The organism is Subtercola boreus (assembly GCF_006716115.1).
GTDB lineage: Bacteria > Actinomycetota > Actinomycetes > Actinomycetales > Microbacteriaceae > Subtercola > Subtercola boreus.
The window spans coordinates 1343165-1366409 of the sequence record NZ_VFOO01000001.1; the positions used below are offsets into that span (position 1 = coordinate 1343165).

Sequence of the window (23245 nt, forward strand, 5' to 3'; positions counted from 1 at the left end):
CCTGTCGTCATGGATCCCCTCGTCGTCGTCATCCTGTTGGCCTCGCTCGTCGTGGTCGCGACGGGACTCGGCCTGCTGCACCGGCACCTCCGCGGCCGCGCCCGGCCGGCCCGGGGCGAGGAGATCGTTGACTTCGACGGTCTGACCCTCGGCGAGAACGCAACCCTCCTCCAGTTCTCCTCCGAGGTCTGCGCACCGTGCGTCGCAACCCACCGGGTGCTCGAGGCGGTCGCCCGCGATCATCCGGGAACCCGCCACGTCGACATCGACATCACCGACCGGCCCGAGCTCGCAGAACGGTTCAACCTGCTCCAGACGCCGACGACCCTGGTTCTGGATGCCCGGGGGGCCCTCCGCGCTCGCATCGGCGGTTCGGTGCGGCGCGATGTACTGCTCGAACAGCTCGCCCGCGTGCTGAACCCCTCCACCACGTCACAGATCGGCCCCGCATGACCAACGCCAGCCCCCGCACCCCGATCGACCCCCGCGGTCCCCGATTCGGAGCCGCCATTACGGCCGTGCTGCTGCTCGTGGCCGTCGGGCTCGCCCTCATCGGCGGGACCCCGGCGGCCCTCACCGAGCGACTCGTGCAGCCCGCGTTCCTGCTCTTCGCCTTCATCGTGCTCGTCTTCGCGTGGGGCGCTTTCGCCGGTGTGGGGCGTCATCCGTACGGCTGGCTCTACCGCCGGCTCGTGCGCCCACGGCTCGGCGCACCGGCGGAGCTCGAGAACCCGGTACCACCCACCTTCGCCCAGGGCATCGGTCTCGTGGTGACCGCCGTCGGCCTGCTGCTCTTTCTCGTGGGAGTGCCCTACGCCCTGGTCGTGACCGGGTCGCTGGCCTTCATCGCCGCCTTCCTGAACTCGGTGTTCGACTACTGCGTCGGCTGCCAGATCTACCTGCTGCTGGTTCGCACGGGCGTGCTCGGCCGACGGACCACCCCTGTCGCCCCGTAAGGAGTCCACGACCGACGTCGTGGTCGTCGGCGGCGGAGCGATGGGTTCGGCCGCCGCCTGGCACCTCGCCCGCCGCGGCCGCAACGTGGTGCTGCTCGAGCGGTTCGCCCCCGGGCACACGAACGGTGCCTCCCACGGAGCCTCCCGCAACTTCAACCTCAGCTACGCCGACCCCACGTACGTCTCGCTCCTCTCCGAGGCCCTGCCTCTCTGGCGGGAGCTGGAAGCCGAGACGGGTCAGTCGCTGCTCGAGCAGGTCGGGATCGTGAACCACGGCGAGAATCCCGCGTTCGACGACGTCGCCCGCGCGCTCGGTGGGGCGGGTTTCGACGCAGAGTTCCTGGGCCCCGCCGAGGCGGGCAGGCGCTGGCCGGGCATCCGGTTCGACCGGCGTGTGCTCTTCACCCCCCAGGCCGGCCGGCTGAACGCCGACAGGTCGGTGTCGGCGCTTCAGGCCGCGGCCGCGGGGCACGGGGCCGAGATCCGTCACCGAACCAGGGTCACGGGCATCCGGGAGCTGCGGGACGGCCGGGTGCACGTCGAACTGCAGGCCCAGGATGCCGCGGGCGAGACTGTCGGCGAACCGGAGGTGATCGTCGCCCGGCACGCCGTCGTCACCGTGGGCGCCTGGACGGGCAAGCTCCTCGGCACAGCGTTTCTCGGCACAGCCCTCCCCCTTCCGCGGCTGGTCGTCACCCAGGAGCAGCCCGCCCACTTCGCCGCGCGGGACGACACCCTCCGCTGGCCCGGCTTCAACCACACGCGTGCGGTCGGCGACCCCGACTACGACTACTGGCTCTCGTCCGTGTACGGCATGTTCACCCCCGGCCAGGGCGTGAAGGCGGGCTGGCACGGGGTCGGGCCGGTCACCGATCCGGATGCGCGCACCTTCCGCTCGGATCCCGCCCAGCTCGAAGCGCTTCAGCGCTACGCGCGCGAGTGGCTGCCGGGCGTCGACGCCGACTCGTTCACGGAGATCAGCTGCACGTACACGACCACGCCGGATGAGAACTTCGTGCTCGACCGCCGGGGCGCGATCACCGTCGGCGCCGGCTTCTCCGGCCACGGCTTCAAGTTCACCCCCGCCATAGGCCGCATCCTGGCCGACCTGGCCGACGGCCGCCCCGCCCCCCGTCTCTTCGCCCTCCCCCGCCCCTGACCCCCCTCACCTCCCCTCCCTCCCCCTTCCCCCCCTCCAGAACCATCGAGTGGGCGATTTGGGCCCTAAAACACAAGTTTTGGGGCCCAAACTGCCCACTCGATAAATTCTGGGGCGGGGGGTCAGGGAGCGGACAGAACCAGTCGAGTGGGCGATTTGGGCCCTTCAGCGCGAATTTTGGGGCCCAAACTGCCCACTCGATTGATTCTGGGACGGGGGGCGGGGTCAGGGGGTGGGGAGGAGGGCGGGGGCCGCGGCGGGGCGGAGGGCGGCGAGCCGGGCGAGCATCGCCCGCGCGACCCGGTCGTTCTCGCGGAACGAGATCGCGTTGGTGTTCGGCCGCGAGAACGCGCCCACGAACGGCGAGCTCGTGTACGGCCCGACGGCGTAGCGGCGCGAGTGCGCCTCGCCGCCCGCCGACTCCACGCGCGTGTCGCCGCGCCGCACCGCGAGCTGGCCCAGGTCTTCCCGCCCGAGGCCCGACGCGATGAGCGAACGCAGCACCTCGTTCTCGCTCGACGTCACGTTCGAGGACGGCAGCCGGGCATCCACCAGGGCGCTCGCCCGCACCACCCGCGCGACGTTCGGGCTCGTTGCGACGAACTGCCCCGACTCGGCGTCGGCCACGACCTCCAGCTCGCCACCCAGGAACTCGATGACGCCCGCCTCCGACAGCGCGACGATCTCCTCCAGCCGGTGCGCGGGCGGCCCGCTCGCGATGTAGCTGAAGTAGCCGAGCCACCAGCCGTGCACGTCGCGCACGCGGGAGAGGGCGCTCCACGAGGGCGAGTCTGCAATGGTCGAGAACGTGAACAGGCTGGTCAACAGCCCCATGAACAGTCCGAGGGTCGCGCTGTGCTCCGGCGAGGTGCGGAGCTTCAGGTCTTCGGCGATGTACGTCCGCAGGGCCGACTGCAGCTCCTCGGGCGACGCGAACGTGCGTCCGCGGAGCGGCCGGTCGAACTCGGGCAGGAGCAACCGGTCGAGCGGATCCGGCACCGACCGTTCGACGAGCGACCGGAGCGGAGCATCCACCCCCACGATCGCGGCAGGGTCGATCGCCGCGAACTCGTCACCGAACTCCTGCCACGAGACGCGCACGCGCGACGGATGACCGGTGAAGAGTTCGCGGTAGTACCACCAGAGCATCTCCTTCGCGATCAGCGGCCAGACGTCGGCGTTGAAGTCGAGGTGGTCGGTGCCTGCTTCGAGCCGGGCCGCGATCTCGGGGGTGAAGAAGCGCGGCGTCGGCGTCTCGCCCACGAGGGTCGAGCTGATCTTGGAGTGGTATGGCACACCGCGCCGCGAGCCGAGCAGCAGGTGCGGTTCCCGGCCCGACGGCTGGTAGACGAGCGTTCCGGCGTCCGTGCGGTCGAACCGGCCGCCGCGCCCGAGGGTCAGCAGCACGATGAGGTCGACGGCGGCCAGGCCGAGGCCGCGCACGATGACCGGCTGTCCGGCCGCGAGGGCGCGGGTGTCGGCATCCGTCGTGAAGGCGGGAGGCAGGTAGTACAGCTCGTGACGCGCAGCGAAGTCGATGAGCTCGGAGTGTTCCCGCTCGGGCGTCGACCCGTTGTGGCCGAGCGAGTACAGCACGACGTCCACCTCGAGTTCGACGCCCGTGTCGAGCACCACACGCTGGGCTCCCGAGTCGAGGTCGTCGACGCGCACGGCCCGCGCGGCGTGTGGATGCACGCGGTAGCCGTCCGGCAGGCTCGCAAGCGTCCGGCGGTGGAACCATTCCAGGTAGAGGCTCTGCAGCCGCCTCGTCGGGAAGCTCGCCGGCCCCAGGTGCGTCAGCTCCGACCGCAGCTGCGGGTCGTCGATGGCGACCCGGATCGCACCCTGCCGCACCTGCTCCGCCCACTCGCTGAGCGACGGTCCCGGGATGACCGGACCGTCGATCGTCGAACTCGCATCGGTGAACATGGTGACGTCGGCCGCCATCGAGTTGAGCTTCAGGAGCGGGGACTGGTCGTAGCGCCAGATGCGCCCCGGGCCGGCGGGATACGGGTCGATGAGGTGCACGACGACCTGCTGCCCGTCGTGATGGAACTCGGCCGCGTTCGCCACCAGCCGCTCGAGCACGCCGACGCTCCGCGGGCCGGCGCCGATGATCGCGATGGACTGCGCCCGAGCATCCGTCATGCGGCGCCTCCCACCGGGATCGCCGGGTGCGCCGCCAGGAACTCCGCGAGCGACTCCTCGTGTGCGCGGATCACTCCCGAGAGGTCGTCGCCCGCCGGCGTGAGCCCTTTCGCGAAACCGTGGATGACCACCTGCTCCGGCTCGAGCGACACGTCGAACAGGGGGGTGTACCCGGTGCGGAAGTAGAGACTCTTCGCCTCGGGCTGGCGCGGTCCCGTGGTCAGGTAGGCCCGCGCGTACCCCTGCCGGCGCGCCTCGTCCTCGAGCTCGACGACGACCCGCCGCGCGAGGCCCTGGCGGCGGTGTGCGGCGGATGCCCAGATGCGCTTCAGCTCGACGGTGCTCTCGTCGAAGCGCATGAACGCACCCCCGGCGATCGCCACCCCCTCACGCAGCAGCAGCACGAACGCCCCGCCCTCGGCCCGGCTGAACCGGTCGGCGGGGTAGCGGGCGAGTTCGACGGCCGGGTCCTCCCCGAAGAAGTCGCCGTACCGCGTGCTGTACTCGTGGGCGAGCTCCGCGAACAGCGGAGCCGCGAGCGGATCCGTCGCCGCGACGAAGACGAACGTGTCCGGCTCAGCCACGGGCGAACTCCCGTTCGGGCAGGGCCGACGCCGCCGGCGCCGCCGACGCTGCCGCAGCCGCATCCCGTCGCGCGACCTCCTCGCGCACGATCGGGATCACGTACCGACCGAAGTCGATCGTGTCGTTCACGAAGTCGTAACCGCGCGCCGAGATGATGTCGACACCGAGGTCGATGTAGTCGAGCAGCGCGGCGGCGACCGTCTCCGGGGTGCCGACGAGCGCATTCGAGTTGCCGCGCCCGCCCGAGGCCGCGGCGGGCTTCGTCCAGAGCGCACGGTCGTACCGGTCGCCCTGGTCGGCGATCTCGAGCAGCCGCTTCGACCCGGCGTTCTCCGGCGTGCGGAGCGCGGCGACCGCTGCCGGCGAGCTGGCAGCCGTGAAGGCCACACGCTGCTCGATGGAGCCGAGGATATCGTGCGCCTTCCTCCAGGCCAACTCCTCGGTGGCAGCGATGATGGGCCGGAACGCGACCTGGATCCTCGGCCTCGTGGCCCGACCGGCGGCACGCGCGCCCTCCGTGATCGTCTGGATCTGCTCGGCGGTGTTCACCAGCGGCTCCCCCCAGAGCGCGTAGATGTCGGCCTCGGCGGCACCGATGGCGTAGGCGGCATCGGATGATCCCCCGAACGACACCCCGGGCCGGGGCTGCTGCACGGGCCAGATGTCGCTCACGAAGTTCTCGAAACGGTAGTGCTCGCCGGTGAAGCTGAACGGCGAACGGTTGGTCCAGGCCTCCTTCACAATACGGATGTACTCCCCCGTTCGCGCGTACCGATCATCCTTCGACAGGAAGTCGCCCTCCGCCGCCTGGTCGGCCGTCGACCCGCCGGTGATGAAGTGCACATTCACCCGGCCGTCGCTGATCTGGTCGAGGGTCGCGAAGACCTTCGCCGCGTACGTCGGGTACGACAGGTTCGGCCGGTGCGCGAGCAGGATGTTGATCCGGTCGAGCTTCGACGCGATGAAGGCGGCGGCGGTCGCCGGATCCGGTGCGCCCGAATGGTAGGCGAACAGGATGCGGTCCCAGCCGTTGTCTTCGTGGGCGCGGGCGAACCGGAGGGTGTACTCCTTGTCGAAGCTCGACCCCGAGCGGGCGCGGGTCTCGCCGCCGTCGTTGGTTCCGGCTATTCCGAGAAATTCGATGGGCATGGTGTGACTCCTTGGAACGACTACTGGTTGGTGATGGGCAGGCCGGCGGGGTTCACTTCAGACGTCGTCACGGCTTCGTTGGTGAGATTGTAGGCCGCCAACCACTGGGCGTACTGACCGTTCTCGATCAGGTAGTTGATCGCGGCGGCGAGCGGCTCGGCGAGGCCGGAGTCCTTCTTGGTGGTGGCGGCGATCAGACCCTGGAGCGTCGAACCGGCACCCGAGTAGACCCCGGCGGTGCGGGTCGGGTTCGCGGCGGACGCGGTCTGCGAGTTCTGGTACGCGATGCCCGGGTTCGGCCCGAAATAGGTGTCGATCTGCTTCGAGTTCAGTGCCAGGTAGACCGAGTTGGTGTCCGGGAAGTACTTGATGTCGAAGTTCTTGCCCTCGGCCTGGAGCTGCGACTGCCACTCGAGGATCAGCTTCTCCTGGTTCGTGCCCGCACTGACCGAGACCGTCTTGCCGGCGAGGTCGTCGGCCTTGCCGGTGAAGGTCCAGTCGCTGGTGGCGAGCGTGGTGAAGGCGAGGTTGTCCTGGCGGTAGGAGGCGAAGTCGTACTTCTCCTTGCGCTGTTCGGTGTCGGTGATGTTCGAGAAGCCGACGTCGGTCTTCGCGGTGTCGATGCCGACGAACAGGTTGTCCCAGGTCGAGTTGTCGACGACCGGCTTCAGCCCGAAGACGGCGGCGACGAGGCGGCCGAGGTCGGGCTCGGACCCGGTCAACGTCTCCTGGTCGTCACCCGTGAAGGCGAGGGGCGGGAACCCGGCGGGCAGGGCGCCGACGCCGATCGTCAGTTCGCCGCTGTCGAGCACGCTCTTCGGCAGGGTGTTGCGGATCTCGTCGACCTGGCCGACGGTGATGGTCGTCTCTGTGCCGGCGCCGTTGGCGTGGGCCCCGACGGTGACGGTTCCGGCCGCACTGTCACCGGTGCTCGCCGAAGCGTCGCCGGAGCAGGCCGCGAGCGTTCCGATGAGGGCTGCTGCGGTGAGGACGGCGCCGAAGGTGGTCGCCAGGCGTTTCTTACGATGTGACACGGTGTTTCTCCTTGGTGTTGGTGCGCTGTGGATGGGAGTGGTGCGGGTGTTCAGAGCACTCTGCTCAGGAAGTCCTGGGTGCGCGGGTGCGCGGGGTGGTTGATCAGCTGGTCGGCAGTGCCCTCCTCGACGATGACTCCCTCGTCGACGAACACCACCCGGTCGGCGACCTCGCGGGCGAAGCCGATCTCGTGCGTCACGACGATCAGGGTGCGTCCGCTGCCGGCGAGGGTGCGGATGACCTGCAGCACCTCCCCGACGAGCTCCGGGTCAAGGGCCGACGTGGGCTCGTCGAAGAGAATCAGTTCGGGATCCAGCGCCAGTGCCCGCGCAATCGCCACGCGCTGCTGCTGTCCGCCCGAGAGCTGCACGGGGTAGTCGGCCTCCTTGCCGGCGAGCCCCACGGCGGCCAACTGCGCGCGGCCCCGCTCCCGGGCATCCTTCGCCGGCACACCCGCCGAGAGCGGCGCTTCGACGACGTTCTCGAGCGCCGTGAGATGCGGGAAGAGATTGAAGTTCTGGAAGACGAAGCCGATGCGCGAGCGTTGCGCGAGGATCTGGCGTTCGGGCAGTTCCTTCAGCCGGTCGCCTTTCACCCGCACGCCGATCAGCTCGCCGCCGACGGAGACGTACCCCTCGTCGAGCTTCTCGAGGTGGTTGATGGCGCGGAGCAGCGTCGACTTGCCCGAACCCGACGGGCCCAGGATGACCGTGACGGTGCCCGCGGCGACCGTGAGGTCGATCCCCCGGAGCACCCGGCGGTCGCCGTACGACTTGGTCGCGTTGTGGATCTCGACGACGGCGCTCATCGCACCCATCCCTTCGAGTAGTACCGTTCGATGAAGTACTGGATCCCGGAGATCACGCTCGTGAAGACCAGGTACCAGATCGTCGCGACGACGAGCAGCGGGATCACATCGGTCGGATACGTACTGCCGAGGTTCTGCACCACCCCGAACAGGTCGAGGAGGGACACGTAGAACAGCAGCGAGCTCGACTTCAGCAGCCCCACGATCTGGTTGACGTAGGCGGGCACGATCGAGCGGAGTGCCTGCGGCAGCACGATCCGGGTGAACTGGCGACGCGGGCTGATGCCGAGCGCCTTCGCGGCCTCGTGCTGGCCCTGGCCGACGGCGAGCAGCCCCGAGCGCACGACCTCGGCCGAGTAGGCGATCTCGCTGAGGCTCAGCCCGATCACGCCGAGCGCGAGGGTGCTCAACAGGTCGACCGTCGGTACGGAGAGCTGCGGCCCGAATGGCACTCCGATGCCGATCGTCGGGTACAGGTTGCCGAGGTTGAACAGGAAGATGAGCACCAGGATGAGCGGCACCGACCGGAACACCCAGATGTAGAGCCAGCTCAGCGTCGACAGCACCGGGTTCTTCGACAGCCGGCCCAGCGCCAGAACGATGCCGCCGACGAAACTGACCACCGCGGCGAGCCCCGTCGCCACCAGCGTCAGCTGGATGCCCTTCAGGATGGCCGGGTGGAAGAGCCACTTGCCGACCTTGTCCCACTCCCACGACGGATTCGTGAAGAGCGTCTGCGCGAAGTTCAGCAGCAGCACGAGCACGAGCGCGGTCGCGATCCAGCGGAGCGGGTGCCGGAGCGGCACCACCGGCCGCTCGGCGAGCCGTTTCAGGTCGACGCCGTCGGGCAGCGCCGGTCGCGGCGGCGACGCGCTGGCGGCGACCTCCCGGTCGGTCGTTGTGCTCATGGTTCTCGCCTCTTCTGTTCGTCAGGTCTGCTGGATGTGAGCTTCTGGGTGTGGACTTCTGGATGTGAACAGTAGGACGGCGATGCTCCGCTGGTCGCACCCGGCGCTACACGCGGCGTAACACACGACACACGGCGCAACATCGTTGACAACCGCGTGCTTTCCTGGCGTGCCGCACCCGGCAGACTTGGTCCATGGACACAGCACAGGTGACACGGTTCGACACGGTCGGGTTCTGGGCGGCTCGCATCGTCGCCACTCTGGGCGCGCTGGCCGTGGTCTGGGCGGCGGTGGCCACCGGCGCGATGCTCGTGCACGGGCATCCGGCCTACCTCGTGCTGCTCGTGGGGTCGTTCGTGACCTGCGCCGTGGTCGCCACCCGGGCCTGGCTGGCGCGAACGGTGCGACGGCGTCGCTTCAAGGTCGGACGCGGCATCCTGCTCGTCGTCGGGGTCGGCATCGTCGCCGGCACGGTCTGGCTGGTGCCGTCGTCTGCGGTTGAGCCTGCCCTTGCGGCGATGGACTCCAACGCCGCCGTCACGGTGAGCGAGACCCCGACCGAGATCGTCTTCACCCCGACCGGCAGCACTGCGGGCCCGACCAGCTCGACGGGCGTGTTCTTTCAGCCGGGAGCGCGAGTGGATGCCCGGGCCTACGCCGCGCTGCTCCGACCCCTCGCGGAGGCCGGCCACATCGTCGTCATCACCAAGCAGCCGCTCGGTATCGCGTTCCTCGCGACCGGAGCGTTCGCCGCAGACCGCGACGCCTTCGCCTCCGTCACGCACTGGATCGTCGGCGGGCACTCGCTCGGCGGCACCGTGGCCGCTCTGGATGCCGCGGCCCACGACACCGACACCACGGAACCGGTCGCGGGGTTGCTGCTCTATGCCTCCTATCCGGCGGGCGACAGCTCGGACCTCGTGGCGCAGGTGCTCTCGGTGTCAGGATCGCTCGACGGACTCGCGACGCCCGAGAAGATCCGGGCATCCAGAGCCGACCTGCCGACCGGAGCCACGTTTGTCGAGATCTCGGGCGGCGTGCACGCGTTCTTCGGTGACTACGGCCCGCAGGCCGGCGACGGGCAGCCGGCGATCTCGCACGATGACGCTCGCGCAGAGATCGTCGCTGCCACACTCTCGTTCGTCGATTCGGTCTCTGCGACGCCCTGAGTGTGCGATCTCACGTCGTGCTGGTGAGCACACCGCCGTCCGCCCGCAGCGCGGCACCGTTCGTCGCAGACGACCGGGGGCTCGCGAGGTAGAGCACGAGGTCGGCGATCTCGGCCGGTTCGATGAACCGCTGCAGGAGCGACGTTCGGTTGCCCGCGCTGATGGCGGCCTTCAGCTGCCCTGCGGGCATCCCCTGCGCCTCGGCGAGCCGCTCGACGACACGGCTGACCCCGTCGGAGTAGGTCGGCCCGCCCAGCACCGTGTTCACCGTCACGGCGGTGCCTGCGGTGAGCTTCGCCAGCCCGTTGCTGAGGGCGAGCTGGGCGGCCTTCGTCACGCCGTAGTGCAGCATGTCCGCCGGGACGTTCACCGCCGACTCTGTGCCGATGAAGATGATGCGGCCCGAGTTCCGGGTGAGCATCCCGCCCAGCACCTGCCGGGACAACCGCACGCCGCTCATCAGGTTGACCTCGATGTAGCGGTACCAGTCCTCATCGGAGATGCTGTCGAACGGCGCGACATCGAACAGGCCGACATTGTTCACGAGCACATCGATGTCGCCGAGGGACGCGAGGAGTCGTTCCACGTCGCCCGGGCGTTCGAGGTCGGCGGCGATCCCGGCGACCGAGGTGCCGGGGAACTCTGTGGCCAGTTCCTCCACGGTCGCCTGCACGGTGCTCTCCGTGCGCCCGTTGACGATCACCGACGCCCCCTCGCCGAGCAGGGCCCTCGCGACAGCGCGTCCGATCCCCTGCGTCGAACCGCTCACGAAGCAGCGTCTGCCGGCCAGCTGCAGATCCATTGTTCTCCCGTCATTCGCTCAGTCAAGTGCGTTTTCACTTGCTCAGTCACATGAAAGCTACCCTCTCTTACTTGCTCAGTCAAGTCAACCTCCCCTACACTCGAGGCATGGCCGACGACACAAACTCCGGATCTCTCAGCGGCGACGAATTGGAGACCTGGGCCTCCCTGGCGACCGTGCTGGAGTGGCTGCCTGCAGCCCTCGACGCGCAACTGCTGCGTGAGGCGGGGATCACGCACTTCGAGTACGGGATCCTCTTCGCGCTCGGGAACGCCCCCGACGATACCCTGCGGATGAGCGTGCTCGCGAGCTACGCGAACAGCACCCTCTCCCGGCTGTCCCGCGCCGTGCTCCGCCTGGAGGGTCGCGGCTGGGTGACGCGCCGGCCCGACCCGGCCGACGGTCGCTTCACTCTCGCGACGCTGACGGCGGATGGCCGGCGGAAGTGTCGCGAGGCGACCCCCGGCCACGTCGACACGGTCAACCGCTTGGTTCTGGACGCCCTCACAGCGACACAGCAGAAGCAGCTCCGCGCGATCAATCGCAGCATCCTCCGCGCCATCCGCGCCGACGAAGGATGGCAGCCGCCCCGGGGCGACCGCTGACCCCTCAGAGGCGGAGTCTGAGCTCCTCCACACGGGCGCGGATGTCGTCGCGCACCAGGCGCATCCGTTCCATGCCGGCGATGCCGCGTTCGGAGGGCTCGTCGGTGATCCACCGCTCGAAGCGCGTGCCGGGAACAGGCTCGACCTGCGCCTCCGCACCGAGCACAACGACGACATCGGCCCACCCCAGCATTGCGTCCGTGAGGGCTTTCGGATGCTCGTCTCCGACCCCGACGCCGACCTCCGTCAGGGACTCGACCGACTGGACGTTCAACGCCGGTCCCGGATGGGTTCCGGCCGACAGAACTTCAACGGCGTCGCCCGCCAGGTCGCGCATCAGGGCGGCGGCGAGCTGCGACTTGCCCGCATTCTTCTGGCAGACGAACACGACCCGCGGACTGCTGACGGACATCGAAGGGACCCTCTCTCGTTCTCGTTCGCAGGGGCGATGCAATATCGACCCGAGCGCAAAACTAGCAGGAGCCGAGGCCAGCGGTCACGACCAACCTTCGATGTGGTCTGGCGTTTCTTGGCGCGCTCATTCCGGTGTTTCCGTCTGGCGCGCTCAGTCTGGGGTGGCCAGTCTGGGGCGGTCAGAAGGGTGCGGGTGTGCCGAGTCCGTTGTCGAATCGGACTTCGGGTGGGGCGAGGGGTGTGGGGTCGACGGTGTATTGGTGGCCGGCGGGTGAGGTCCAGGTGATGGTGCCGTCGGGGGTTTGTTGGATGTTCCATTCGGTGTGGTGTTTGACTTTGTGGTGGCTGCTGCAGAGGGGGCTGAGGTTGCGAAGGTCTGTGGTGCCTTGGTTGTTCCAGGGGATGGTGTGGTCGAGGTCCGCGGTCGCTGATGTTTCGGGGCAGTGGGGGAAGGTGCAGTGGGTGTGGGTGAGGCGGATGAGTTCGTCGAGGTCAGCGGGGGGTTTGTATTTCTGTCGTCCGTAGCCGAGGGCGCAGCCGGTGGCGGGGTCGGTGAGCACGCGGGTGAAGCTGGGTGCGTTGCGGGTGAGGTGGAGGGCGGTGAGCTGGTCGATGGGTCCGTAGCCTTCGAGGTTCGCCCACCCGTGCCCGCCGGTCAGGTCGCCGGGGGTATCGGTGCTGGTGGGGTCAATGCCGGTGGGGTCAGTGCTGGTGGCCCGACTGCCGGCCTTGGTGCTGGTGCTGGTGCTGGTGCTGCTGGGGCTGGTGGTGCTGCTCGCCCGGGGGCTGGTGTGGGTGTCGGTGGGTGGGTTGTGGTGGAGGAGGGTGAGGGCGGGGACGGTGACGTGGATGCGGGCGCGGATGCCGGGGGTGGTGCCGGGGGTGGTGGGTTCGGCGTTGAGGAGGAGGTCGGTGAGGGTGTCGACGCGGAGGTGGGTGAGGGATCTCGGGTCGCCGGATTGTTTGGTGGAGCGGGCGAGGTCGGTGGCGCGGTTGTGGATCGCGACGGCTTCGACGGCGGGGATGTAGAGGGTGAGGTAGGCCATGCCGTCGGTGGCGGGGTCAAGGTCCAGGCGTCGCCGGTTGGCGGCGTCGAGGTGGCGTTGCACGGCGGTCGTGGGTTGCGCGGTTTCGGTGGCGGCCCTTGCGAGCGTGTCGAGGCGTTGCACGGTGACTGTCCGGGCGTGCGGGAGCAGGGCGTGTTCGTACGCCGGGAACGAGGCGACAGGCAACGTGTGGCTGTGGTGCACGATCTTCTCGGCGTGCCGGTACGAGATCGCACCGGACTGGAGGGCTGCCCGGGTGGCGGTGAACGGGCCGGCCAACCCTTCGCTGGTGTGCAGGAGGCGTCGGGTGTCGTTCTCTGACAGGTGCAGGGCGACGGCGAGTTCGGTGATGATCTGCCGTTCCACGACCATCTCGGAGGACCATTGCGGGCCGCCGGTGAACGAATCGACCGTATGCAGCGCGGTCCCCGCTTGGCGGGCCTCCTCGATCAGGTCGGCGAGGTGGGCGTGGGCGGCAGCGACGGCTTTGTGCTGCGCGATGACAGCGGACACCGCGGCCGCGAAACGTTCACGCTTCGACGGAACCGGTACCACCAACGAGGCGGGCGCGGTCGGCGTTGGTGCCGCCGCTTCCGGCCGATCGATGGTGAGGGATTCTCGCGTCATGGGTCAAGCCAACCACGATCCACCGACGACCGCAGCCGAAAACCAGAACTGGTGGAGAACTCGCGAAACACGCCACCTGTGGAGGAGAAGATGCCGCGGCCGAGATGGTGCGGCGGCGGCGCGGGGAGGTGGCAGGTGGCGGCGAGGGCGGCTTGCGGCAGCGAAGGCGGCATGCGGCAGCGAAGGCGGCATGCGGCAGCGAAGGCGGCATGCGGCAGCGAAGGCGGCATGCGGCAGCGAAGGCGGCATGCGGCAGCGAAGGCGGCATCGGTAGCGAAGGCGGCGGGCGGCGAGAGGCGGCGCACGCCAGGCAGGCCACCGCGCCGCACCGCCCAGCAGGAACCCTGCACGACCGCACCCCGCGCCGGCGTTAGAGTTGCGCCTGTGTGGACCTGGTTCGAGACGCGCCCCCGGCTGGCGGATGCAGCGATCGCCGCCGCGGCGTTCGTGCTGCTTGGCGCGGCCGATTTCGTGCGGGACGGAGCGGGCGGCACACTCATCGACATCGTGTTGGCGCTCTCGCTCGCTTTCTGGCGGCGACTACCCGGCCTCGGCCTTGCGATCGCCTGGGTCGGAGCCCTCGTGCAGGTCGCCACGGTCGACGGGCTGCTCGTCGGTGACATCCTGATCCTCGCCGCGGTGTTCGCGACAGGGCTCGCAGAGAGCCGCGCCGTGCGCTGGGCGGGGCTCGCCTCGAGCGTGGTGGGCGGCGGCATCGCCGGCGCCCGCCTCATCCTGTTCGCGCCGGCGACCGGGGACGGCGCGCTGGTACCCGTCGATCCGTTCTACCGTGGCGTCTACTTCGGGGTGGTCAGCGGAGTGGTCGCCGCTGCTCTGTCCCTGTTCTGGGCGCTCGGCGTGCTGGTGCGGAACCGCCGGGCCGCGGTCATCCTGCGGAGCGAACGCGACCGGGACCGCATCGTGGCCGAGGCCCGCCTCACGCAGGAACGCGAGCGGGCGCTGCTCAGCCGCGAGATGCACGACCTCGTCGGGCATGCGCTGGCTGTGGTCATCGCGCAGTCCGACGGGGCACGCTACGCGAAGGCGACCGACCCCGCCGCCGAGACGACCGCCCTCGAGACGATCAACCGCACGGCCCGCTCCGCGCTCGACGATGTGCGCGAACTGCTGAGCGTACTGCGGGAGCCGGGCGACGGCAGCGCCAGCGGCAGCGGCAGCACAGTCGACCTCGACCTCCTCGTGCGCTCGGTGCGCGAGGCGGGCCTCGACGTGGTCGTCTCCGAGACGGGCATCCGGATGCCGCTGACCGCCGCCCACGACCTGGCGATGTTCCGCGTGCTGCAGGAATCGCTGACCAACGCCATCCGCCACGGCGGACGAGGCACCTCGGCAATCGTCAGCGTCGACTGGGGCACCGACGACGTGCGCTTCGGGGTCACGACGGTCGAAACCGGCGACCGGGTTCAGGATGCCCGGGTTCCGGACGTCCGAGTACAGGATGTCTGGGTACCGGATGCCCGGGCGGGAGCCGCACCCGGCCAGGGGCTGATCGGCATGCGGGAGCGGATGCGGCTGCTGAACGGCAGCGTCGAGACAGGCCCGCGCACCGACGGCTCCTCCGGCTTCCGGGTCGCGGCGCGTCTCCCGTACCGGGCACCGGAGGTGCAACGATGAGCGCAGGAATGAGCGCAGGAACAGGCGCAGGAACGAACGCGGAAGCGAGCCGGAGGATCCGTGTCGGGCTCGCCGACGACCAGCCGCTCTTCCGGTCGGGCATCGCCATGATCGTGAACTCGCAGCCCGACCTCTGTGTCGAATGGGAGGCCGCCGACGGCCTCGAAGCGGTCGACCTGATCGCGAGCCATCCGGTCGACGTCGTACTGATGGACCTCGAGATGCCGAGGCTCGGCGGCATCGAGGCGATCAGCCGCGCAATCGGCAGCGCGAACAGCAGCACAGCACCGCCCCGGTTCATCGTGCTGACGACGTTTGACCTCGACGACAAGACGTTCCGGGCGATCGAGGCCGGTGCCAGCGGGTTCCTGCTGAAGTCGACGGATCCCGAGTTCCTGCTCGCCGCGATCCGCACGGTGAACGCGGGGAACGCCGTCATCGCCCCGAGCGCGACCGCCGGCCTGATCCGGCGTTTCGCGGCCCCCCGCGACGAGAGCTCCCGAAGCTCCCTCGACGCCCTGACCCCCCGGGAGCACGACCTCTTCGATCTGGTGGCCACAGGTCTCAGCAACGCGGAGATCGCCCGGAAGCTGCAGCTCAGCGATGCGACCGTCAAGACGCACGTCAGCCGGATCCTCACGAAGCTCGAGCTCCGCGACCGAGTGCAGCTGGTGATCTTCGCCTACCGGAACGGCCTCATCGACCGCGAGTGAGTGAAGTGGAGACATCCAGACGCCCGACTCGCTCGTCATCACAGCGATGTAGTCGAAGATCGCCAGCTGTGCTGACGCGCATCCAGAGCCGTGTTCCTAGCGTGGGGAGTACCCACGAACAGGAGCCTCCCGATGAGCGAACCCACCCCGACGGTCGCGGCCCGCGCCACAGGCGTCAGCAAGGTCTACGGCTCCGGCGACAGCGCCACCACCGCCCTCGATGCGATCGACCTCGAGATCGCCGCCGGCTCCCTCACCGCGATCATGGGCCCGAGCGGATCGGGTAAGTCGACGCTGATGCACGTCTTCGCGGGGCTCGACTCCGCCACCCGGGGCCGCGTCACGATCGGCGAGACCGACATCACCCACCTCGATGACACCGCACTCACACTGCTCCGCCGCCGGAGCCTCGGCTTCGTGTTCCAGGCGTTCAATCTCGTGCCGACCCTCTCCGTGCTCGGCAACGTCACCCTCCCGTTCGAACTCGACGGCCGGCGGCCCGATGCCGCGGAGCTGGCCTGGATCCGGGAGTTGCTCGGCCGGCTCGGAATCGGGATGCTCGAGACCCGCCGACCCCACGAGCTCTCCGGCGGGCAGCAGCAGCGCGTCGCGATCGCGCGGGCCATCGCGATGCGCCCCCAGCTGGTCTTCGCCGACGAACCGACCGGAAACCTCGACTCCCGTTCCAGCCGCGAGGTGCTCGGGCTGCTGCGGGACCTGACCCGCGAGTACCGGCAGACCGTGGTGCTGGTGACGCACGATCCGGTCGCTGCGTCGCACGCCGACCGCGTGGTCTTCATCGCCGACGGCCGGGTCGCCCGCGACGTGGGAGCGAGTTCGCCGAAGGAGCTCTCCGACATCATCCTGAGCCTCGAGGTGGCCGCGTGATCGCCCTCGCCGTCCGGGAGCTCCGGCACGGCGGCCGCCAGCACACCTCCAGCCTGCTCGTCGCGATCATCACCGCCGTCTTCGCGACGATGATGATCGAGATCGACCAGGTGCTCCGCGTGCAGTCGATCGGCGGGCAGTTCATCAAGCACGGCTACGTCGTCGCGCTGCTCGACGTGCTCGACCTGCTCTTCTTCTTCATCGCGGTGTTCGTCGCGTGCATCGTCACCGCCAACACGTTCGGCATCATCATGGCCGGGCGGGCGAAGCACATCGCGCTGCTGCGCCTGCTCGGCGCTTCGGCCAGGACCCTCCGCGGCGCCATCGCGATCGAGGGCGCCGTCGTCGGCCTGGTCGGCGGGGTCGTCGGTCTCGTCATCGGTCTCGTGGTCACGCAGCTCGCCTACGGGGCGCTCGTCTCCTCGGGCACATTCGTGGACGTTCCGATCGACACCCTCACCCCGCTGCTCGTCGCGCCCGTGCTCGTCGGTCTGCTGAGTACGACGGGCGCTGCGTGGTACGGATCCCGCCGCATCCTGACCGTCTCGCCTATTGAGGCGACGGGCACCAGCCAGGAGCCACCCGCCCAGAGCGTCTCGGAGATGCCGAGGCGAGTCCGCACCCTGGTCATCGTGCTGTTCGCCGGCGGGATCGTGATGCTCGTCGGTGGGGTGGCGATCGGCCTGAAGTCGCCGCTCGGCCTCCTGCTCGCCGCTCCCGGCGGGGCTGTGAGCTTTGCGGGCTTCGTGCTCGGCTCCGGCTTCTTCATCCCCGCCCTGCTGAAGGCGGCCGGACGCCTGACGGGCCGGTCGACGCCGAGTGTCCTCGCGAGCGCCAATGCGCTGCGGTACCCGGCCCGGTCGTCCCGCTCGACCATCGGCCTCGTGATCGGCGTCACCCTGGTGACGATGTTCACCGTCGCCGGACAGTCGTTCCTCGCCCTGTCGGCACCGATCGCCGCGAATGCGGAAGCTGCCGACGCAGAAGGCGACCAGGCGTTCCTCCGGCTCACCATGGGCATCCTCGCGGTGCTGATCGGCTTCTCGCTGGTGATCGCGGCGATCGGGCTCGTGAACTCGCTCTCGCTCAGCGTGATCCAGCGCCGCCGCGAGATCGGCCTGCTGCGCGCCCTCGGATTCACAAAACGGCAGGTTCGCACGATGATCCTCCTGGAGAGCATCCAGCTCACCGTGGTGGGCGGAGCCACGGGGCTCGTGCTCGGCATCTTCTACGGCTGGGCCGGGGTGCTCAGCGCCATCGCGAGCGACCACCACATCGGCGGATTCTTCGCGCCGACGATCCCGCCGTGGATCGTCATCAGCATCGTCACCGGGGCGGTCGTGCTCGCGATCGTCTCGTCTGCGGTGCCGGCACGCTCCGCCGTGCGTGTCTCCCCGGTCCGGGCGCTGGCGATCGACTGAACGGCGCGGCAGCGCCCTCGACTGAACGGCGCGGCAGCGCCCTCTGGCCTTCGAAGCAGACCACGGATAGTATCGATATACGAACTTCTGTTCGACAGTCGAACACATCTGATCCGCCAAGGGAGTGCGATGATCTCGAAGACCCGCAGCAGCGCCGCTGACGCGTTGGCCGACATCCCCGATGGGGCGACGATCATGATCGGCGGGTTCGGGCTGGCCGGTCAACCCGTGCAGTTGATCGACGCCCTCCTCGACCAGGGCGCCACCGACCTCACGATCGTGAGCAACAATGCCGGCAACGGTGAGACCGGCCTTGCCGCGCTGCTGGGCGCAGGGAGGGTGAAGAAGATCGTCTGCTCCTTTCCCCGGCAGGTCGACTCGCAGATCTTCGATGCGCTCTACCGTGCCGGCCAGATCGAACTCGAGCTGGTCCCCCAGGGCAACCTGGCCGAGCGGATCCGCGCCGCCGGTGCCGGGATCGGCGCGTTCTTCACCCCGACCGGGTTCGGCACCACCCTGGCCGAAGGTAAGGAGACACGCACGATCGGCGGCCGCGACTACGTGCTCGAGTTCCCGATCGTCGCCGACTACGCCCTGATCAGCGCCTACCGCGCCGACCGCCTCGGCAACCTCACCTACCGCAAGACCTCCCGCAACTTCGGGCCGATCATGGCCAGCGCCGCGACGGTCACGGTGGCGCAGGTCGACCGGATCGTGCCGCTCGGCGACCTCGACCCCGAGTCCGTCGTGACGCCCGGCATCTTCGTCGACGCCGTCGTGGAGACCGGCGACCGCTTCGAGAGAGAGGAATGGGCCGATGTCCGATAGTCCAGAGCAGCAGGGCGACTCCTGGACCCGGGCCCAGATCGCCGAACGGCTCGCCGCCGACATCCCCGACGGGGCCTACATGAACCTCGGCATCGGGCTCCCCACGCTGGTGTCGAACTATCTGCCGAGAGACCGGGAGATCATCCTGCACACCGAGAACGGGATGCTCGGCATGGGCCCCGAGGCTGTGGCCGGCCAGATCGACCCCGACCTCATCAATGCGGGGAAGATCCCGGTGACCGAACTGCCCGGCGCCTCGTACTTCCACCACGGCGACTCGTTCGGCATGATGCGCGGCGGGCACCTCGACCTCTGCGTGCTCGGTGCGTTCCAGGTCTCGGCGAACGGTGACCTCGCCAATTGGAGCACCGGTGCGCCCGACGCGATCCCGGCGGTCGGCGGAGCGATGGACCTCGCCATCGGCGCGAAGAGCGTCTACGTGATGATGGAGCTCGCGTCGAAGAAGGGCGTCTCCAAGCTCGTCGAGGCCTGCACCTACCCCGTCACCGGCATCGGCTGCGTCGACCGCCTCTACACCGACCGGGCCATCTTCGAGCTCGGCCCGGAAGGGGCGACCGTGATCGAGCTGGTCGGGAGCACCACGATCGACGAACTCCGCGAACTGACGGGTCTCACCCTGGGCTTGAGGCTGGACACACTGGAAGAGAGCATCGCATGACGAGCAGCTTCATCTACGACGGCATCCGCACGCCCATCGGCCGGTTCGGCAAGTCCCTCGCCGGTGTGCGACCGGATGATCTGGCCGCCCATGTCGTCAAGACCCTCGTCGCGCGGCAGAGCGACCTCGACCCCGCGCGCATCGACGACGTCATCTTCGGCGACGCGAACGCCGCGGGCGAGGACAACCGCGACGTGGCGCGCATGGCGAGCCTGCTCGCGGGGCTCCCCACCTCCGTTCCCGGTGTCACCGTGAACCGGCTCTGCGGATCGGGACTCGAGTCGGCCATCCAGGCCTCCCGCGCCGTCGAGGCCGGCGACGCCGACCTGGTGCTCGCGGGCGGCGTCGAGTCGATGAGCCGTGCACCGTGGGTGCTGCTGAAGCCCGACCGCGCCTACCCGGCCGGATCCGAGACGCTCCACTCGACCACGCTCGGCTGGCGGATGGTCAACCCGAACATGCCCGCAGAGTGGACGGTGCCCCTCGGGGAGACCGCCGAGATCCTCGCCGACCGCTACAGCATCAGCCGCGAGCAGCAGGACGCGTTCGCTGTGCGGAGCCACCAGCGTGCGGCCGCTGCGTGGGACGCCGGGGTGTACGACGACGAGGTGGTCGGGGTACCGGGCACCACGCTCAGCCGCGACGAGAGCATCCGCGCCGACTCCTCGCTGGAGTCGCTGGCGGGCCTGAAGCCGGCGTTCCGCAGCGCGGGCACGGTCACGGCGGGCAACTCCTCTCCCCTGAACGACGGGGCGGCGGCGATGTTCATCGGCGCCGAAGGTGTGCTCGACCGCGAGCCGCTCGCGCGCATCGTGTCCCGCGCGGTGGCCGGCAACGATCCGAACATCTTCGGCATCGCCCCCGTCGAAGCGGCGAACCGGGCCCTCGCCCGCGCCGGCAAGACGTGGGCCGACGTGGATGTGGTCGAGCTGAACGAGGCGTTCGCCGCCCAGTCGCTGGCCTGCCTCGCGCTCTGGCCCGAGCTCGACCCCGAGATCGTCAACGTCGACGGGGGTGCGATCGCGATCGGGCATCCGCTCGGTGCCTCCGGGGCGCGCATCCTGCTGCACCTGGCGCGCGCGCTCGAACGGCGCGGCGGCGGGGTCGGGGTCGCGGCGATCTGCATCGGGGTCGGCCAGGGCCTCGCCGTGGTGCTCGAACGCTGAGCGGCACGCCAATACCATGAACACATGACGCCCGAGCAGCGCCCTGTGCCTTCAGAACACCCCGGGCATCCGGAGCCCAGCGACCAGTATGTGCAGTCGCTGGTGCGCGGGCTGAGCGTGATCCGGGTCTTCGACGCCGAGCATCCGCAGCTCACGCTCAGCGAGATCGCCGCGCTCACCGCCCTGACACGGGCGACGGCGCGCCGGTTCCTGCTGACGCTGGTCGAGGTCGGCTACGTGCAGACCGACGGGCGCCTCTTCTCCCTCACACCCCGCGTTCTCGACCTGGGTTTCAGCTACCTCTCCGCCCTGGGGCTGCCCGACATCGCGCAGCCCCAGCTCGAAGACCTCTCCCGCACCACCGGCGAGTCGAGCTCAGCCTCCGTGCTCGACGGCACCGAGATCGTCTACGTCGCCCGTGCGGCCGTGCGGCGCATCATGAGCGTCTCGATCAGCGTCGGCACCCGCTTCCCCGCCCACACCACCTCGATGGGACGGGTGCTGCTTGCTGCGCTGGCCCCGGATGACCTGGCCGCCCGCCTCGACCGTGCCGTGTTCGACGCCCGCACCCCGCGCACCCTGCACACCCGCGCCGACATCGAGGCGGAACTCGGTCGCGTCAGAACCCAGGGCTTCGCCCTCGTCGACCAGGAACTCGAGCTCGGCCTCCGCTCGATCGCCGTGCCTGTCATCGCCCGCGGCGACACCGTGGCTGCCGTCAACGTCTCCGTCTCGGCGGGAACCTTCACGGTGCCCGACATGATCGACGGACTCCTGCCGCCGCTCCAGCGCGCGGCCGCCCTCATCGCGGCCAACGTCGCCGCGAGCCGCACCCGCTGACGCGCTCGCCACGCGCCGCTGCCTCCCGCCGCCGCGCGACGGCCATCGAGACACCGAAAGTTGTCGGTATCCCGCCGTTTTACCGACAAGTTTCGGGGTTTCGATCGCGGAGCCGGGGCCGGGGCCGGGCGGCGGGCGGGGGGGCGAGGGCTGGGGGCGGGGGGGGGCGGGGGACGGGTCAGGGCTCGAAGAGGCGCGCTCCGAGGTCGGGGTCCGGCATGTCGGGGTCGAAGGGGTGCAGCGGGCGTTCGATGCGGCGGTGGCCGAGCCGCAGGATGTCCTGGTCGACTCCGCCCGGCGTCAGCGCGAGCATCCAGCCGCGGGCCAGGTCGAACAGCTCCGGTTCGAGGTAGCCGATCTTCACGATCACGATGTCGGCTGCCCGCGGATCGAGCCCCAGGTCGGTGAAGTCGTGCTCGTGGTGGTACGGCTTCCGATGTTCGGTGACGATCGCGAAGACACTTCCGGTGCGGATCACCACCTCCACCAGCGCATCGCTGTCACCGTGGTGGATGCTGTACACCACCCCGCTCAGAGTGACAGGCCCGGCGTGCCGGTCGTCGACCTCCGCGCCCACCGTCACCGTCACCGGGGCACCGACGCCGGCCGCGACCGCCGCCGCGACCCCGGAGGCGGACGGGACCGACGCGTAGATCACCACCGGCCCGTCCTCCGCCCGGAACTCCGGCCGCGCAAGCAACTCCCGGAGCCCCCAGGTCACGTCGCCCGCGCCTCCCGCCGTGGGGTTGTCGCCGGAGTCGCTGATGAAGAAGGGCCGGTCAGGGCTCAGCAACGCAGCATCCAGCGCCTCGGAGTAGCTGCCGGTCGGGGCGACGAAGTCGAACGCGGCGCGGGCGGTCCAGAAAGCGCAGGCGAGGTGTTCGGCGGCCAAAGCGACGGCCTCGCGGTCGTGGCCCGTGACGACCACCGCAGCACGGTTCCGCGGTTCGTCGGCCCACGCGTAGCCGACCCAGAGGGCGGCGTCGAGGATGCCCGGCAGAACCTCGGCTGCGGCCACCTGCTCGTAGAGCCCCTTCGCGGGCTCCAGCCGGGTGGAGGTCTTCTCGCCGGGCAGCAGCACAGGAATGGGGATCCACGCCTTCACCGGCTTCGGCCCGCCGCCCACGAGCAGCTCGACGAGGTTCCGCACGGCCCGCTCCTTCGTGAGGGCTGTGTCCTCGTGCGGCGCGGTGCGGTCGGTGGTGATCAGGTCGGTCAGCTCGACGAGCCGGGCGGAGACGTTGCCGTGCAGGTCCATCGAGGTCGAGACCGCGGCGTCGGTGCCGATGACCTCGCGGATGCGCCCCAACAGCACGGCCTCGGGATCGTCGACGCCCTCGACGCTCATCGCCCCGTGGATGTCGAAGTAGAGCCCGTCGAGCGCCGGCATCGCCCGCAGCCGGTCGATGATCTCGTCGGCCAGTTCGGCGAAGGTGGCCGCGGTCAGGATGCCGCCCGGCAACGCCTTGCCGGTCAGCGCCGGGAGCCAGTCGGCGGCCTCCCGGAGCGGCTCCCCCGGGGCCAGGAACGGGTAGCCGCCGAACACCTCGGCGCCTCGCCGCGGATGGAAGGCCGCGGCATCCGTTCGGGCCGGCGAGAACGCGCTCGACTCGATGGCGAGGCCGGCGATGGCGATGGTCGGGTACGGTTTCGGGCTCGTCACG

At 69.7% G+C, this 23245-nt stretch carries 23 protein-coding genes; 13 read left to right on the forward strand and 10 right to left on the reverse strand.

Features of this window, described 5'->3' with window-relative positions:
• Positions 1–9: 9 nt before the first annotated feature.
• From FB464_RS06265 to FB464_RS06275, 3 genes are read left to right on the forward strand one after another with little or no spacing between them, the layout of a single operon-like run.
• Positions 10–453 carry a TlpA family protein disulfide reductase gene (locus tag FB464_RS06265; RefSeq protein ID WP_116414626.1) on the forward strand — a complete coding sequence of 148 codons (444 nt, stop codon included), beginning with the start codon at positions 10–12 and terminating at the stop codon, positions 451–453.
• Positions 450–956 (forward strand): DUF4395 domain-containing protein, encoded by a 507-nt coding sequence (locus FB464_RS06270; protein WP_116414625.1) that lies wholly within the window; start codon positions 450–452, stop codon positions 954–956. Before FB464_RS06265 ends, FB464_RS06270 begins: the two co-directional genes overlap by 4 nt.
• Before the next feature lie 19 nt (positions 957–975).
• Positions 976–2115 carry an FAD-dependent oxidoreductase gene (locus tag FB464_RS06275; RefSeq protein WP_281279740.1) on the forward strand — a complete coding sequence of 380 codons (1140 nt, stop codon included), beginning with the start codon at positions 976–978 and terminating at the stop codon, positions 2113–2115.
• A gap of 225 nt (positions 2116–2340) precedes the next feature.
• Here FB464_RS06275 and FB464_RS06280 read toward each other — a convergent pair whose 3' ends face one another.
• From FB464_RS06280 to FB464_RS06305, 6 genes are read right to left on the reverse strand one after another with little or no spacing between them, the layout of a single operon-like run.
• Positions 2341–4263, reverse strand: coding sequence for an FAD/NAD(P)-binding protein (locus FB464_RS06280; protein WP_116414624.1), 1923 nt, complete (start codon positions 4261–4263; stop codon positions 2341–2343).
• A complete protein-coding gene (locus tag FB464_RS06285) occupies positions 4260–4847 on the reverse strand; it encodes a GNAT family N-acetyltransferase (protein ID WP_246092951.1) in 588 nt (195 codons plus the stop codon). Before FB464_RS06285 ends, FB464_RS06280 begins: the two co-directional genes overlap by 4 nt.
• Positions 4840–5997 carry an LLM class flavin-dependent oxidoreductase gene (locus FB464_RS06290; RefSeq protein ID WP_116414622.1) on the reverse strand — a complete coding sequence of 386 codons (1158 nt, stop codon included), beginning with the start codon at positions 5995–5997 and terminating at the stop codon, positions 4840–4842. Before FB464_RS06290 ends, FB464_RS06285 begins: the two co-directional genes overlap by 8 nt.
• Positions 5998–6017: 20 nt before the next feature.
• Complete coding sequence (locus FB464_RS06295) at positions 6018–7031, reverse strand: transporter substrate-binding domain-containing protein (RefSeq protein WP_116414621.1); 1014 nt, start codon at positions 7029–7031, stop codon at positions 6018–6020.
• A 50-nt stretch (positions 7032–7081) separates the two neighbouring features.
• Positions 7082–7840 (reverse strand): amino acid ABC transporter ATP-binding protein, encoded by a 759-nt coding sequence (locus FB464_RS06300; protein ID WP_116416557.1) that lies wholly within the window; start codon positions 7838–7840, stop codon positions 7082–7084.
• On the reverse strand, positions 7837–8748 hold the full coding sequence (locus FB464_RS06305) for an amino acid ABC transporter permease (RefSeq protein ID WP_116414620.1): 912 nt from the start codon (positions 8746–8748) through the stop codon (positions 7837–7839). Before FB464_RS06305 ends, FB464_RS06300 begins: the two co-directional genes overlap by 4 nt.
• A 194-nt stretch (positions 8749–8942) precedes the next feature.
• On the opposite strand from FB464_RS06305, the gene FB464_RS06310 reads away from it, so the two are divergent.
• Positions 8943–9917 carry an alpha/beta hydrolase gene (locus tag FB464_RS06310; protein WP_116414619.1) on the forward strand — a complete coding sequence of 325 codons (975 nt, stop codon included), beginning with the start codon at positions 8943–8945 and terminating at the stop codon, positions 9915–9917.
• 10 nt (positions 9918–9927) lie between these two features.
• Here the strand turns inward: FB464_RS06310 and FB464_RS06315 are convergent, their stop codons facing one another.
• Positions 9928–10719 (reverse strand): SDR family NAD(P)-dependent oxidoreductase, encoded by a 792-nt coding sequence (locus FB464_RS06315; protein WP_116414618.1) that lies wholly within the window; start codon positions 10717–10719, stop codon positions 9928–9930.
• A gap of 107 nt (positions 10720–10826) precedes the next feature.
• Between FB464_RS06315 and FB464_RS06320 the strand changes: the two genes are divergently transcribed.
• A complete protein-coding gene (locus FB464_RS06320) occupies positions 10827–11324 on the forward strand; it encodes a MarR family winged helix-turn-helix transcriptional regulator (protein ID WP_116414617.1) in 498 nt (165 codons plus the stop codon).
• 4 nt (positions 11325–11328) lie between these two features.
• On the opposite strand, the gene FB464_RS06325 is transcribed toward FB464_RS06320, so the two are convergent.
• Both FB464_RS06325 and FB464_RS06330 read right to left on the reverse strand, forming a co-directional pair.
• Entirely contained in the window at positions 11329–11736 is a 408-nt protein-coding gene (locus tag FB464_RS06325) for an arsenate-mycothiol transferase ArsC (RefSeq protein ID WP_116414616.1), read from the reverse strand.
• Positions 11737–11917: 181 nt separating this feature from the next.
• A complete protein-coding gene (locus FB464_RS06330; protein WP_116414615.1) occupies positions 11918–13411 on the reverse strand; it encodes an HNH endonuclease signature motif containing protein in 1494 nt (497 codons plus the stop codon).
• Between the two features lie 384 nt (positions 13412–13795).
• On the opposite strand from FB464_RS06330, the gene FB464_RS06335 reads away from it, so the two are divergent.
• The 8 genes from FB464_RS06335 (at position 13796) to FB464_RS06370 (ending at position 21581) form a co-directional block, all read left to right on the forward strand.
• A complete protein-coding gene (locus tag FB464_RS06335; RefSeq protein ID WP_116414614.1) occupies positions 13796–15046 on the forward strand; it encodes a sensor histidine kinase in 1251 nt (416 codons plus the stop codon).
• Positions 15047–15054: 8 nt separating this feature from the next.
• Entirely contained in the window at positions 15055–15759 is a 705-nt protein-coding gene (locus FB464_RS06340) for a response regulator (protein ID WP_116414613.1), read from the forward strand.
• Between the two features lie 132 nt (positions 15760–15891).
• On the forward strand, positions 15892–16647 hold the full coding sequence (locus FB464_RS06345; RefSeq protein WP_116414612.1) for an ABC transporter ATP-binding protein: 756 nt from the start codon (positions 15892–15894) through the stop codon (positions 16645–16647).
• The gene (locus tag FB464_RS06350; protein WP_116414611.1) at positions 16644–18068 is read left to right on the forward strand and encodes an ABC transporter permease; all 1425 of its coding nucleotides are present in this window, start codon (positions 16644–16646) and stop codon (positions 18066–18068) included. The genes FB464_RS06345 and FB464_RS06350 overlap by 4 nt, the downstream gene beginning before the upstream one ends.
• A 129-nt stretch (positions 18069–18197) precedes the next feature.
• Positions 18198–18896 carry a 3-oxoacid CoA-transferase subunit A gene (locus FB464_RS06355; protein ID WP_116414610.1) on the forward strand — a complete coding sequence of 233 codons (699 nt, stop codon included), beginning with the start codon at positions 18198–18200 and terminating at the stop codon, positions 18894–18896.
• Complete coding sequence (locus FB464_RS06360; RefSeq protein WP_116414609.1) at positions 18886–19575, forward strand: 3-oxoacid CoA-transferase subunit B; 690 nt, start codon at positions 18886–18888, stop codon at positions 19573–19575. The genes FB464_RS06355 and FB464_RS06360 overlap by 11 nt, the downstream gene beginning before the upstream one ends.
• A complete protein-coding gene (locus FB464_RS06365) occupies positions 19572–20741 on the forward strand; it encodes a thiolase family protein (RefSeq protein ID WP_116414608.1) in 1170 nt (389 codons plus the stop codon). The genes FB464_RS06360 and FB464_RS06365 overlap by 4 nt, the downstream gene beginning before the upstream one ends.
• Before the next feature lie 24 nt (positions 20742–20765).
• On the forward strand, positions 20766–21581 hold the full coding sequence (locus FB464_RS06370) for an IclR family transcriptional regulator domain-containing protein (RefSeq protein WP_116414607.1): 816 nt from the start codon (positions 20766–20768) through the stop codon (positions 21579–21581).
• 178 nt (positions 21582–21759) lie between these two features.
• Here the strand turns inward: FB464_RS06370 and FB464_RS06375 are convergent, their stop codons facing one another.
• Positions 21760–23244, reverse strand: coding sequence for a M81 family metallopeptidase (locus tag FB464_RS06375; RefSeq protein WP_211327363.1), 1485 nt, complete (start codon positions 23242–23244; stop codon positions 21760–21762).
• Position 23245: the final 1 nt, after the last annotated feature.

Bases quoted from the DNA above. Each gene is read 5' to 3' on its own strand.
- FB464_RS06320 (WP_116414617.1), top strand. From the start codon at position 10,827: ATGGCCGACGACACAAACTCCGGATCTCTCAGCGGCGACGAATTGGAG.
- FB464_RS06325 (WP_116414616.1), bottom strand. From the start codon at position 11,736: ATGTCCGTCAGCAGTCCGCGGGTCGTGTTCGTCTGCCAGAAGAATGCG.
- FB464_RS06365 (WP_116414608.1), top strand. From the start codon at position 19,572: ATGACGAGCAGCTTCATCTACGACGGCATCCGCACGCCCATCGGCCGG.
- FB464_RS06345 (WP_116414612.1), top strand. From the start codon at position 15,892: ATGAGCGAACCCACCCCGACGGTCGCGGCCCGCGCCACAGGCGTCAGC.
- FB464_RS06340 (WP_116414613.1), top strand. From the start codon at position 15,055: ATGAGCGCAGGAACAGGCGCAGGAACGAACGCGGAAGCGAGCCGGAGG.
- FB464_RS06370 (WP_116414607.1), top strand. From the start codon at position 20,766: ATGACGCCCGAGCAGCGCCCTGTGCCTTCAGAACACCCCGGGCATCCG.
- FB464_RS06360 (WP_116414609.1), top strand. From the start codon at position 18,886: ATGTCCGATAGTCCAGAGCAGCAGGGCGACTCCTGGACCCGGGCCCAG.
- FB464_RS06330 (WP_116414615.1), bottom strand. From the start codon at position 13,411: ATGACGCGAGAATCCCTCACCATCGATCGGCCGGAAGCGGCGGCACCA.
- FB464_RS06290 (WP_116414622.1), bottom strand. From the start codon at position 5,997: ATGCCCATCGAATTTCTCGGAATAGCCGGAACCAACGACGGCGGCGAG.
- FB464_RS06300 (WP_116416557.1), bottom strand. From the start codon at position 7,840: ATGAGCGCCGTCGTCGAGATCCACAACGCGACCAAGTCGTACGGCGAC.
- FB464_RS06355 (WP_116414610.1), top strand. From the start codon at position 18,198: ATGATCTCGAAGACCCGCAGCAGCGCCGCTGACGCGTTGGCCGACATC.
- FB464_RS06305 (WP_116414620.1), bottom strand. From the start codon at position 8,748: ATGAGCACAACGACCGACCGGGAGGTCGCCGCCAGCGCGTCGCCGCCG.
- FB464_RS06310 (WP_116414619.1), top strand. From the start codon at position 8,943: ATGGACACAGCACAGGTGACACGGTTCGACACGGTCGGGTTCTGGGCG.
- FB464_RS06280 (WP_116414624.1), bottom strand. From the start codon at position 4,263: ATGACGGATGCTCGGGCGCAGTCCATCGCGATCATCGGCGCCGGCCCG.
- FB464_RS06315 (WP_116414618.1), bottom strand. From the start codon at position 10,719: ATGGATCTGCAGCTGGCCGGCAGACGCTGCTTCGTGAGCGGTTCGACG.
- FB464_RS06265 (WP_116414626.1), top strand. From the start codon at position 10: ATGGATCCCCTCGTCGTCGTCATCCTGTTGGCCTCGCTCGTCGTGGTC.
- FB464_RS06270 (WP_116414625.1), top strand. From the start codon at position 450: ATGACCAACGCCAGCCCCCGCACCCCGATCGACCCCCGCGGTCCCCGA.